This is a genomic window from Lysinibacillus sp. JK80 (assembly GCF_027557635.1).
GTDB classification, from domain to species: Bacteria; Bacillota; Bacilli; order Bacillales_A; family Planococcaceae; genus Lysinibacillus; species Lysinibacillus capsici.
The window spans coordinates 1682418-1695498 of sequence record NZ_CP058997.1; the positions used below are offsets into that span (position 1 = coordinate 1682418).

Below are 13081 nucleotides of genomic sequence, written 5' to 3' on the forward strand. Positions count from 1 at the left end.
TAGCTTTTTTCTATTCAAATAGGTGTTGCAAAAATTTGTTTTTCCGTTGGGTCCCAGAGAACAATTCCAACATCCTGCTTCTGATCGATTACCCGAATGGTGATGGGGATATAGTCAAATAAAATTGTATTTATTTTTGTACTAGTGAGCTGTAACAAGCCAATTAATTCAATATCATTAACCAGTGGTACATGTATTTCTAGATTAATATCTGTTAATTTGCCATCTTCATAACGAAGTTTTCCCATGATTTTAGGATTTAAATGTTTAAATCCACCTTGAATATCCTCTTTAAAAATTAATAATTTATTATACATATTTTGGTCCAAACTATATAAAGCATCTGATGGGAATATATAATGCTTTTTATCTATATCAAACCATTTTGTTATGGTATCTGCATCTTTAGGAATAAAGGTTTCAGCTAAAAATATGCCTGGAATAATATCGTTTATATTAGATTCTTGATATAAAGTTAAATAAATAGGGACTCTCGGATATTTTTCATTTTTTCTAATATCCTCAAGAATCCTTTTAGCTACTTCCTTACCATAATTTTTAACATCGTTGATATCATCATCCTTTTGGTCTACTTTCACTTGGCCTGTGTAAATTAAACCATTGGCATCGGAAACTCGTATATCATAAAATTCATTTAACGAGATCGCGATCGATAGTCCCTCTACTTTGTTATTTTCTTTATTAATAAAATTTTGTTCTAACACATGTGAGAGAATCAAAGGATACTTTTTTTCATCCTCTAGCACATTGTCACTTCTAGTTTCAATGGCTGGATTTAACCCAATACCTTCATCTGTTTTTCTACTTAACCATTGGCTGATCATTTTCTCTTCCAGATATTGACCTTCCTGCATATAAAACTTGTCAGTTGAGAAATGATTCACCGATAAATTCATGAGTCCTCTTTCAATTTCATTAATATTTAAAGCATTATTCATATTATTGATGATTGAACCTCTAGCAATATTGACTTTTGCAGGCTGTTGAATCTCATAGACCTCCTTTTTCTGTATCGATGAAATATACTGTTTCTCATTAGCAGTAACACTTTCGTCCTCACTACTACAAGATGCTAAAATCAATATTGGTGCGAATAAAAATAACATAAAGCTTCTTTTTTTCATTGCTATTTCTCCTTGCATACTATGTATCATTTGATAAATTACCTCATTCAACGATACCAAATTTACCAAAATAAAACATTATATATTTACAAATCTCCCCATTTACCTATCAGATAATCAAAAAAAGACCTATGCTCGTTTTCTCGAACATAGGTCTTACTGCTTTCAACTGCTAATGAGTGGGTTTTTCACTACATTGGAGTGGCTCTCACACTTTTAAGAGCGGGTTTTCGCTTCTTTAGGAGCGGGTTCCCTCCTTCTTAGAGCGATTTACCCCTCAATACTATTTGGCATTTTTATCGGGCTGGTGAATACCAAATACATTGCCTTCTGTATCAATATAATAGCCTTGCCATGCCATTCCTGGCAATGCGTACTTTGGCATGGCTACTTTGCCCCCGTTTTCAAGAATTTTTGCTTCCGTTACATCATAACTTTCAACACCCATTGTACAAGCATAGCCATTCAACGCTTGGTTTGTTTCTGGTGGAGGCCCTTGGCGTTGCATTAAAGCACCGTTAATGCCAAGTTCACCATCTTCACCTGTCACGGCACCGAAGTAAGGCATGCCTGCATATTCACTCCAGTCCTGAAATGACCATCCAAAAACTTCCCCATAAAAATCCTTAGCTCGATCCATATCACTTACATGAATTTCAAAATGAACTAATCTCCCCATAGTATCCTCCTTAAAGATGAATGTATTTGATCATATTTACTATATATCATTTTTCTGAAGATTAAAATTAATAAATTATTTCTGCCATACCAACAACATGTTGGTTATAGAGACTTATATGGAATCTCCCATCTATTATTCAATTCTATTATTTTTACAACTACAAAAAAGTGTGACTAGAAAATGAATTATTCTCTAATCACACACTATTAGGGCTAGTTATAATTGACTATATACCGAAATGGCATCGGTAATATTATATTGCTCCGTTCTAGGGCTGCCGTCCGCTCCTACTGTCACTAGCACATATTCTTGTCCATTTATAAGGGCTAAGCTTGCTAAACATAAGCCTGCATCTTCTGTATAGCCAGTTTTTCCACCTAAAATTTCCCCTCCTGGCAATGCACTTGACGTCATATGCTGAAACATGCGACTGGTAAAAGTAATGCCTTCCGGATGAAGGTTTGTTGATTTTATAGAATATCTTTCTGCTGTATAAACATTTCGAAAATCATCGTTTGTTAAGGCGTATTGTAAAAGTAAAGACATATCCTTTACAGTTGTATAATGATCTGAATGGTGGAGTCCAGTTGTATTCACAAAGTGCGTATTTTTCATGCCTAGCTGCTGCGCCTTTTCGTTCATCAGTTTCACAAATCCACGTTCTGACCCCGCAACATATTCAGCTAAACCTAGTGATGCCTCTGCACCTGATGGCAACATAGAGCCATACAACAAATCTTCTACTGTCAGCTTTTCATTTGGGAGAAAGCCCGCCACTGACGCATTTTCCTCTAATAAATCCCGAAAGATATGTTTAGGTAAAATGATTTCTTCTTGTAAATTGGAGATCTGCTCTATCGCGACTAGAACCGTCATCATTTTTGTCAAAGAAGCAGGATAAATCTTTTCCTCACTTTTTTTATCTAAAACAATTTGATTTTCATCCAAATTCACTAAAATTGCATTCGAACTGTACATATCAAGATCGAGCATATGCTGACTGGCTGTTTGTACTACTTTTGGTGCATGATCTATTTCCTGACGTAAAGTCATTGGCGATTCTTTCAATAGTAAATAAACGAAAATCATTATGGATAAGAACAATAAACTCAATATACCTTTTCTCTTGAACATAAAAACAACTCCTTCTCTTTATGCTTTTATTCAACCATAAAAAAAGGAGCTTATTTTTAATTTACTATTAGTGAATTCTTAAGGTTTCTTAAGAATTGGTTGGAATCATCACGGTGAATACGGTTGTATCACTACTAGAAGTTGCGGTAATGGTTCCGCCATGGGCCTGTACAATTTCATTAGAAATGGCTAAACCAAGCCCAGCACCTCCTGTTTGGGTAGACCTTGCACTATCTAAGCGGTAAAACTTTTCAAATATCATTTTTAATTTTTCAGGAGGGATCGTCTTCCCTGTATTCGTAAACGAAATAAATGTCTGATTATTTTCGCTTTGCGCACTAATTTCAATTGTACTATTTGGATCACTGTAGGCAATTGCATTTTTTAAAATATTATTAAATACCCTTGCTATCTTATTACCGTCTGCATAGATAGTAATATCTTCATCTAATTTGACGATGGCTTTTTGACCCTTTGGTGCCAGCAATGGATAAAACTCGTCGGCCACTTGCATTAACATATGTTGTAAAGGAATAGAATCTTTCTCTAAGATGATGGATTGTAAATTAAACCTGGTTATTTCAAAAAATTCATTGATTAGTTGTTCCAGTCTATAAGATTTATCTAATGTAATCGTCACATATTTTTCTTTCTGCTCTACCGGCATATCCCTCGCTTCATCTAAAAGACTTAAGTAGCCAATAATGGATGTTAAAGGTGTTTTAATATCATGCGCTAAATAGACAACTAAATCATTCTTTCGTTGCTCAGCTTCTTGTGCATCCCTTGCACGCTTTTCTAATTTATATTTCACGTTATTTAATTTTTTCTCCAAAAAATCGAGTTCAGCTGGGAGCTCAATTTCCTTCCCTGACTCATCAGCAAGCATGGTAATACTTGAACTAATTTGATGAAAATATCGGGTAAATCGAGACAAGGCGATATAAAAAATAATCAATAATAATAAAATAAATCCTATCGCAAGCCAAAGTGATTTATTTTGTCGAAATAACACATGATAGGCATTGCTTGCAGCATAATAATCAAGCTGCAAGACATTTTCACAAAAAGCAATAAAAGCATCTGCAAAGGGAGCTTGTAAGACCCCATCAATAAATGCAAAATTAATAAAAAAGCCTATGATGCTAGCGATGACAAGTATCGAAATAATTTGTAGAACCATTTTCCTTTTCAGTTTGCCAAACTCATTTTTCAATGGTATACCCCACTCCCCAAACCGTTTTAATATACTTTGGGTTCTCCGCAGCATCCTTCATTTTTTCCCGTAAATGTCGAATGTGAACCATTACCGTGTTATTGCTGCTAAAGTACTTTTCCCCCCAAATTTCTTGGAATAATTGCTCTGAGCTAATAACTGTCCCTCGATTTGCACATAAATACCAAAGAATAGCGAACTCAGTAGGTGTAAGGGATATGGGCCTTTCATTTAAAAAGACTTGTCGTGTGTTTTTATTAATCACCAAGCCAGCAAAATCAATGATATCTTCCTGTTGCTTCGAACCTTGGTTGTAGAAAGTAAATCTTCGTATTTGCGCCTTTACACGAGCAACCAACTCTAATGGACGAAATGGCTTTGTTATATAATCATCTGCTCCCAGAGAAAATCCATTTATTTTATCGATTTCTTCTTCCTTTGCCGTAAGCATTATCACTGGAAAATTCAGTGTTTCTCGGATTTTTCGTAAAATAGTAAACCCATCTATATCAGGCATCATAATATCCAGAACAGCTAAATCTACTTTCTCAAGCTCAATACATGCCAAAGCCTCTTGAGCCGTATAAAACTTAAATACATGATAGTTTTCATTTTTTAAGTAAAGTTCTATTAAATCTGCAATTTCCTTTTCATCGTCAACAACTAATATATTCAACTGTATTGCCCTCTCCTTCTCCCTACTTGTTTTCCAATGATTTTTCACAGGCATTATAGCACTTACGCATGACTATATCTATTATTAGGGTAGTTAGATGAAAACATCTTTCCAACTCTACTTTTAATAGGTTTATATTAACAAAATCATAGATAGCTTCATAATGAACTATTACTACATCAAAAATAGGCTTAGGTTATATCCCAAGCCTCGCATTTTCTGGTAATTAATTTGTTGGATTGATTGCTGTAGCAGTAGATTTTCGACTCATATCCTGTGTTACCACTCTACCTGCGTAATATAGCATTTGTTTATTTAATTTATTCTCTTTTACAGCTATACTGGTCGGTTTCACTTTTAGCACAAGCGTTTTGCTCCCTAAAGATGACTGATATTTTTCGATATGCTTTTTTGATAAAGGTGCTTGGTAATAATCTGGTACATATTTATCAAGCATTGCCTGCATAGCAGCAGTAGCTTCATTTAAATCTGTAACAAATTCCACCAAACCATTTGCTACTACACTTATATAAGCCGTATCAGTCTCAGCAGGAATAGGGTCTACCATTGTTCCATAATTTTCACTTACTGTGATACATGCATTCCGATTATTTGTTAGAATATCTATTTTTCTTCCTTCGTTGGCACCATGAAAATAAAAACTTCCGTCTTTGTAAACATAATTTAGCGGAATAACATATGGCATATGTTGATCTACCAAACCAAGAAATGCAGTTTGTGCGCCTTCTAAAAATTGTTTAATTTGTTTTTCATCTGTACAAGCTCTATTTATCATCCGAATATCTGTTACCATTATCATTCCCCCTATCCTCTTCTAAAAAGGAGTCTACAGCAGTATTGCACGTTAAAAAAGGGACAGTTTGATGAAAGGGCATGGGTACAAGGTAAAAATACTAGTTTATCAAAAGCCCATACTATTTTCTTAGAAGTTCTCTAGTACTACAAATGAATGTCATATATTGAATGATTTCTTCTCCAAATTTTCACCTACATCACGATAGAATAGTTTAAGTTGCGCAACAATCATAATGCTAATGACTACAAGTAAAAACCATGAACTGATTTTACCAAAATGAACAATCGACCAAGACACCTCTTGATTCGGATAGGACCATGCTCCAAAGAACGTTGCAATATTTTCAGCAATCCAAATGAAAAAGCCAATCAAAAAGAACGATACAACGATGGGCATTTTAAAGACTTTGTTCCGTACTGTAAATTTTACAACAGTACGATAAAACACAATAAATAGTAGTGCCATTAACAGCCATCTAAAATCATAAATAAAATGGTGTGTGAAAAAATTCAAGTAGATAATGGCTCCAAGTGGAATAGCTACATAACTTTTTGGCCAGCTTACAATTTTTAAATCAAACCTACGCCAAGCTTGGCAAATATAACTTGCTACACTCGCATACATAAATCCGCTATATAAAGGCACACCCCCTATTTTTGTCCACGCCTCTTCAGGATATGACCATGAATTGAAATTCACTTTATATAGTTCGAGCACGAGCCCAATAATGTGAAACAAGCAAATGACTTTTATTTCATCCTTTGTTTCTAAACCAAATTTATACATCAAGTACTGAGTCAATAGACAAATTGCCAGAATAAAGTCATATCTTCCTACCCCAGGTATTTGAATGACTTTAGAGAGTGCAAGTGTAGCAAATATCACAACAGGAAAAATACAAGATAATGATTGATGATACGTAAAGACTCCTAAGTCTTTAATAAAATTCTTCAACATGAATCCACCTCAAATGAACTTGTTCATAATTAAATTGCTTCTTGTATGAAGAATAAACGATAAATTATCTTATTTCAATATTTATTTATCGAAAAACAATAAATTTTTTCTCTTATTACTGGAACTATTCTTTGTTAAATACGTCTTTGTTGTTGCTTATCTATGAAGAAAAGAGTAGCCATGTAAGTAGCTACTCTTTGATATTAAAGATATATTTTTTGATTTAATTTTAATTGGACTTCTTGTTGGTTTATTTCTAAATTCGTCACTTTTTTCACTTTTAAATAATAAACGATATAACAACCAATGAAGAATGCTCCACCACAGTAGAGTGCTAAACGTTGAGCTGGATCAAAAGCCAAGCTTGCCATAACAATACAGTTCGCTAATAAACCTAAAATAGGGATCACTGGATACAGTGGCGCTTTGAATTTTAAATCCTCTACTTTTCCTCCTTGGCGTATATAGGAGCGTCTAAATGCAATTTGAGATGCTGTAATCGCAATCCAACCAATTTGTGCACCTAAGCCTGCTAGAGATAATAACCACACAAAGACTGTATTAGCAGCAAATACACTTGACAGTAAAGACAGACCTGCTACAGCGAGTGTGATTAGTAATGCATTCATTGGGATACCTCTTTTATTAACTTTCCCTAAAACGGGACTTGCCATCTTTTCGACAGATAGTGAGAACAGCATACGTGTTGCAGCATAAAGACCCGAGTTTGCGACAGATAATAAGGCTGTTAGGATAACAAAATTCATAATATCTGCTGCATATGGAATACCTATGCTATCTAATACGACTACAAATGGACTTTCCACCACCCCTGCTTTATCCATTGGTATCATTGCTGCAAGTACAAATACGGATAACACAAAGAAGAACAGCGTACGCCAAACAGTTTGCTTAATAGATTTAGGGATAGTCTTTTCAGGATTTTCACTCTCCCCAGCAGCAATACCAATCAATTCTGTACCCTGGAATGAAAAATTCACGGTAATCATTGTAATAAGCAGTGCTGTTACACCATTAGGAAACAATCCACCCTCATAAAAATGAGTAAGGAAAGGGGCATTTGTTCCATCTTTCATATCGATTAGCCCAAACATAGCTGCTCCACCAACCGCAAGGAACATAATAATTGCCAATATCTTAATGCTGGAGAAGACAAATTCTGCTTCACCAAATGCTTTTGCTGATAAACCATTCAATACAAAGAGTAGTGCTGCAAATATTAGGCACCACATCCATACTGGTGAATCAGGAAACCATCTTTGCATTAGTTGTCCAGCCCCTAAAAACTCAAGAGCAACAGTTACTGCCCAACCTAGCCAGTATAGCCATCCAACGGCAAAACCAGTAGCAGGACCGATAAATTTCGTTGTGTACGTTTGGAATGAACCTGATACCGGCATAGCAACAGACAATTCACCCAAACATAGCATTGTTAAATACATAACTGCTCCGCCTACTAAGTAAGCTAGGATGGCACCAGTTGGCCCAGCTTGGTTAATCGTGTAGCCTGATCCAAGAAAGAAACCAGTTCCAATACATCCGCCAAGTGAAATCATAAATAAGTGTCTTGCTTTCATACTTCTTTTTAATTCATATTGTTCTGCTGCCATAAAAAACTCCTTACATTCATTATCTGTGTAAGCACTTTCTTTTTTTCGTACAAAACAGATAACAATCTAAAATTTGAATGTTAATAGATAAACTGTTTTATATATTTTATGAACTGTCAATTTTCTGACAAAATAAAGGCTATTGAATAGCTAAATTGTATTGTAAACTTACTATAGGGAGAGCTATTTTCTTATAGTTGGTTGTCGCGACCTAATTTTTTAAGAAAAGTTCTTCCTTCTGGGATACAAAATGACTTCTATTCATGGCTTAAAGTAATGTATCGCCAAATAGTGAGCTGAGTAAAGCTACCGCAGCAATAGCCGTTTTATTGTATTGATCTAATACAGGGTTTGTCTCAACAAATTCTGCTGAAGTAATAATATTTGCTTCTGACAGCATTTCCATAGCTAAATGACTTTCACGATAGCTAATACCACCTGCTACTGGCGTGCCTACACCTGGTGCATCATTTGGATCCAGTCCATCTAAATCTAATGATAGGTGAACACCGTCTGTGCGCTCCTTTAAATAGTCAATCGTTTCTGACATTACTTTCGTCATTCCTAAACGATCAATTTCATGCATCGTGTATACTTTAATACCAATTTCCTTAATAAGCTTTTTTTCTCCAGGATCTAAATCTCGAGCACCAATGATAACAACGTTTTCAGGCTTTACCTTTGGAGCATAACCTCCGATATTTGTAAGTGCTGGATGTCCAAGGCCCAAGCTTACAGCTAAAGACATGCCATGGATATTTCCTGAAGGAGATGTTTCACCAGTATTTAAATCGCCATGGGCATCATACCAAATAACACCTAGATTCTCATAATGCTTGGAAACTCCTGCTAATGTTCCAATAGCAATACTATGGTCTCCACCTAAAACTAAAGGAAAACGGTTTAAAGAAATTTCATGGTCTACTTTTTGGCCTAGCTTCTCGTTACTTTCTGTGACAGTTTTTAAATTTTTTAAGTTTGTCTTTCCTTCTGCGTCTTTATCTTCGTGTACGAGGTCGATAGTTAAATCCCCTTCGTCGTAAATCGAATAACCAAGTCTCTCAAGTCGTTCAGTTACCCCCGCATATCTGATAGCACTTGGTCCCATGTCTACGCCTCTTCTTGTTTGACCTAAATCCATGGGCACCCCAATAATTGTCACTTCTTTATTCATGATGTTTTCTCCTCTCCAATAATTACTTTCACAGTATAAAGAAATTGCAACATTGACTCAACTCGACATTATTTTAAATTTTTATACAGTTTAAATTATTAAAAACATAGATTTATTCTTGTATAAACGATTGCATAAACGCTATTTCAATGCATAACAAAACATTTTTTTCCTTTTAAGTGCGTATTTTTGTAAAAAATTACTAAACAAAATATTAAAACTGTTCTTTTTTTATAGTTTTTTCCGAAAATTTTGACGGTAATTTTATCTATAAATGCAATATGTTAATAAATATTTTCCAAAATCATTCAATTATTCTTCTTTTTTACGGCAAAAAAAGCCTTACTATAATAGTAATAAGGCTTTTCAATTGCCTATTTTAATAATCGCACAATACTATTCAAACAGGTTTCTTTATAAAATTTATGTTGTTCTTCTAAATCGCAGGTTAACCACTGAATTAATGAACCATCAATCATTGCCCTCATCATTTTTGCATAGGTTAAGGAATCAATGTCTGAACTAAAGACACCTTCTCTTTTTCCTAATTCAATAATTTCTTGTCCAATTCCCCAGCAATTCTCATAAAATTTTAAGTTAATTCTTTTGTACTCTTCATTGCTATTTGCCTGAGCTAAAAAATCTAAATAAACCCTGTAAAATTTTTTATTTTCTATAGGGGATACAAATACAGCATTTAAGTAGGCATGAAGCTTGTCTATAGCTGTTTGATGCTTGCCTATTTCTTGGATTTCATAGCTGTAGATTTTGTTCGTAGTGGATTCAAGTAATTCTAATAAAATGTTTTGTTTGCTTGTAAAGTAGTAGTGAACTACCCCTTTTGAGACACTGGCATGATTGGCTATGTCTTGTAGTGTAACCTTATCATAACCTAATTGTGAAACAGCGTTAAAGGCTGCTTTCATAATCTGTTTTTTACGTTCTTCCTCTTTCTTTTTCATAGGAGCCTCCGATGACTTGATAGAAGTTATTATACATGAAGAGTAGCAACAATCCAATTTTATGTTGACCGGTCAGAATAATTTTGATACTGTTTAATGGAATAAAATTGTAGGGGGACGTTTACGATGACGGCAGAAAATTTTAGTGCGTTAGTAGTCAATAAAGATGATGCATTTACAGTGAAAGTGAACAAGTTAACTTTAGAAGATCTACCAAAGGGTGAGGTATTAATTAAAGTTAGTTATTCAGGTATTAATTATAAAGATAGTCTTGCCTCTATTCCTGATGGTAAAATCGTTACGTCTTATCCTTTTGTTCCTGGCATTGATTTAGCTGGGACTGTTGTTTCTTCTGAGGATTCTCGCTTTAAAATTGGTGACGAGGTCATTGCAACTAGCTATGAAATAGGTGTTTCCCATTTTGGTGGCTTTAGTGAATATGCCCGCATCCCAGCGCAATGGATTGTACCGCTTCCAAAAGGACTTTCCCTTAAAGAGGCTATGGTAATTGGTACTGCAGGATTTACAGCTGCATTATCTGTTCAAAAGTTAGAGGAAAATGGTATTCATCCTGAAAAGGGGAAAATTCTTGTGACAGGGGCTACAGGTGGTGTAGGTAGCTTTGCCGTATCTATTCTTTCAACACTGGGTTATCAAGTTGAAGCGAGCACAGGAAAAGAATCTGAACATGAATATTTACAATCACTCGGGGCTACTACAATAGTAAATCGTGAAGAGGTTTATGATGGAAAAATTAAAGCATTAGGCAAACAAAAATGGGCTGCTGCTGTTGATTCTGTTGGTGGAGAGCCACTTGCCTCATTATTAAGCCAAATTCAATATGGTGGGGCTGTTGCATGTAGTGGTTTAACGGCAGGTACACAGCTTCCTACAAGTGTATTTCCCTTCATTTTAAGAGGCGTGAGTTTACTTGGAGTTGATTCTGTTTATTGCCCAATGGACATTCGATTAAACATTTGGCATCGACTAGCGACTGATTTCAAACCAGCAAACCTTAATGATTTTATTCAGCAAGAGGTAACACTACAACAACTTCCTGATGTTTTACCTATTTTACTGAAGGGTCAAGCAAGAGGTAGAATCCTTGTTGCATTATAAGGAGTTTAATTAAGCTTCCTTCTTTATTCTATTTCCCAGAAAATAATTCTAGATGGCGAATAACAACATACAGCTACTACGCAAAGCGAGCGTGGTAGCTTTTTTTATTGTTGACATCTCCCTGACATAAAAGCGCTTTATTGTAGCTCATGAACAACCAACTTGCTTCCTTTAGACAAATTTAGGCAACAAAGCTTGTCTAAATTTGTACTAACAAGCATACCAATAGAGTATGTAGGCAGTATTCTGGGAATTCAATACTATAATTAATACTTTGGAGATAATCGTATGAAGCGAGCACATATTAATGAATTAGCTATTACACGGGCTTTAGCCATTCTAGCTGTTCTTCTTATTCATTCTACTAGTACACCTGTAACGACTTTATCTAGTGACTCAAAATTATATCCATTTTATGTATTTTTCAATATCTCCCCTAAATTCGCTGTCCCTGCTTTTATTTTTTTAAGTGGCTTTGTATTATTTTACAATTATATACAAAAGGATTTAACAAAGGAGCTTATCATTCATTTTTATAAAAAAAGAGTGACCCAAATACTCATTCCTTATCTCTTTTTTTCTATTTTTTATTATGCAGCGATGCAATTTTATGTGACACATGATTTAGTAGACACATGGCGTTCTCTATTTAGTATCGAATTTCTAGAAAAACTTTTATTAGGCAAAGCGTATACGCATCTATACTATATTTTTATTATTGTTCAATTCTATCTTATGTTCCCATTATTCCTATATATTTTAAAGAAAAAACCAGCACTATCTCCTTATTTAATTTGGATTGGGTTCGTTCTTCAATGGGTCTTTATTCTATTAAACGCTGAGTTATGGCAGTATCCCTATAGAGGGAGTATCGCTTTTTCCTATCTCTTTTATTTCTTAGCAGGGGCATTTTTAGGAATTTATTTTGAAAAATACAAAGGATGGCTTCAACTAAAAAAAGAAAATTTTCCTATCAAGATACTTTTTCTGTGGTGTATATGGCTAATTTCTACTATATATAATGTTTATTTATATTACTTTGTTTATACATCACAAACCTATATAGTGAACAGCACAATATTTGAGCTAGTTTTTCAGCTACAATCTTTAACAGCCTGTATTGTCTTATTACAGCTTTCTTTCTGGATCTATGATAAATGGAACCATGCTTTTGTAAATGGCTTAATCAATCTAGGAACAGTATCATTTGGCGTCTATCTATTGCATCCATTTTTCCTTTTCCTTTATAGACAATTAAGTACTGGTGGTAATAGTATAATCTATCACCTATGGAGCATTGGTGGCTTTACCTTTGCTCTATTCGTCACATGGATGGTCGTGCTATTGATGGGCAGATTCTTTAAATATCATTGGATTGCCTTTGGACCTATCCCGAGCAAATTCCCTTACAAATAGCCGTTCAATATGCACAGCCAGTCGTCGATTTGTTTCCGTCAACTGGCTGTGTATATTTAGTTGAGAACCTGTTATTTTGTGCTTACCGTTACTGAAATACTAATGTTTCTTCTGTGGTGCATTATTAAATAAGAAGAAACAAATTAAAAAGA

General features: G+C 34.7%; 12 protein-coding genes. 2 read left to right on the forward strand and 10 right to left on the reverse strand.

Annotated features, from left to right (window positions below; all coding sequences use genetic code 11):
• Positions 1–14 precede the first annotated feature (14 nt).
• The 10 genes from HXV90_RS08910 to HXV90_RS08955 all read right to left on the reverse strand — a co-directional run bounded on the left by HXV90_RS08910 (position 15) and on the right by HXV90_RS08955 (position 10394).
• Positions 15–1145, reverse strand: a complete 1131-nt coding sequence (locus HXV90_RS08910; RefSeq protein ID WP_269898828.1) for a CamS family sex pheromone protein — start codon at positions 1143–1145, stop codon at positions 15–17.
• A 283-nt stretch (positions 1146–1428) separates the two neighbouring features.
• Complete coding sequence (locus HXV90_RS08915) at positions 1429–1824, reverse strand: VOC family protein (protein WP_103117691.1); 396 nt, start codon at positions 1822–1824, stop codon at positions 1429–1431.
• 219 nt (positions 1825–2043) lie between these two features.
• Positions 2044–2961, reverse strand: a complete 918-nt coding sequence (locus HXV90_RS08920; protein ID WP_048389674.1) for a D-alanyl-D-alanine carboxypeptidase family protein — start codon at positions 2959–2961, stop codon at positions 2044–2046.
• 88 nt (positions 2962–3049) lie between these two features.
• Positions 3050–4144, reverse strand: a complete 1095-nt coding sequence (locus tag HXV90_RS08925) for a sensor histidine kinase (RefSeq protein WP_269899032.1) — start codon at positions 4142–4144, stop codon at positions 3050–3052.
• 22 nt (positions 4145–4166) lie between these two features.
• Positions 4167–4859 carry a VanR-ABDEGLN family response regulator transcription factor gene (vanR, locus tag HXV90_RS08930; protein WP_269899033.1) on the reverse strand — a complete coding sequence of 231 codons (693 nt, stop codon included), beginning with the start codon at positions 4857–4859 and terminating at the stop codon, positions 4167–4169.
• 220 nt (positions 4860–5079) lie between these two features.
• Positions 5080–5667 carry a pyridoxamine 5'-phosphate oxidase family protein gene (locus tag HXV90_RS08935; RefSeq protein WP_269898829.1) on the reverse strand — a complete coding sequence of 196 codons (588 nt, stop codon included), beginning with the start codon at positions 5665–5667 and terminating at the stop codon, positions 5080–5082.
• A gap of 159 nt (positions 5668–5826) precedes the next feature.
• Positions 5827–6627: a DUF817 domain-containing protein gene (locus HXV90_RS08940; RefSeq protein ID WP_269898830.1), complete on the reverse strand. Its 801-nt coding sequence runs from the start codon at positions 6625–6627 to the stop codon at positions 5827–5829.
• 203 nt (positions 6628–6830) lie between these two features.
• Entirely contained in the window at positions 6831–8258 is a 1428-nt protein-coding gene (locus tag HXV90_RS08945) for an amino acid permease (RefSeq protein WP_004232450.1), read from the reverse strand.
• A gap of 268 nt (positions 8259–8526) precedes the next feature.
• Positions 8527–9432, reverse strand: a complete 906-nt coding sequence (gene rocF / locus HXV90_RS08950; protein ID WP_269898831.1) for an arginase — start codon at positions 9430–9432, stop codon at positions 8527–8529.
• Positions 9433–9806: 374 nt separating this feature from the next.
• Entirely contained in the window at positions 9807–10394 is a 588-nt protein-coding gene (locus tag HXV90_RS08955; protein ID WP_054550665.1) for a TetR/AcrR family transcriptional regulator, read from the reverse strand.
• Positions 10395–10520: 126 nt separating this feature from the next.
• Here HXV90_RS08955 and HXV90_RS08960 point away from each other — a divergent pair, with 126 nt between their 5' ends.
• Positions 10521–11513 (forward strand): NADPH:quinone oxidoreductase family protein, encoded by a 993-nt coding sequence (locus HXV90_RS08960; RefSeq protein ID WP_048389661.1) that lies wholly within the window; start codon positions 10521–10523, stop codon positions 11511–11513.
• A gap of 288 nt (positions 11514–11801) precedes the next feature.
• Positions 11802–12929, forward strand: coding sequence for an acyltransferase (locus tag HXV90_RS08965; RefSeq protein WP_269898832.1), 1128 nt, complete (start codon positions 11802–11804; stop codon positions 12927–12929).
• Positions 12930–13081 lie beyond the last annotated feature (152 nt).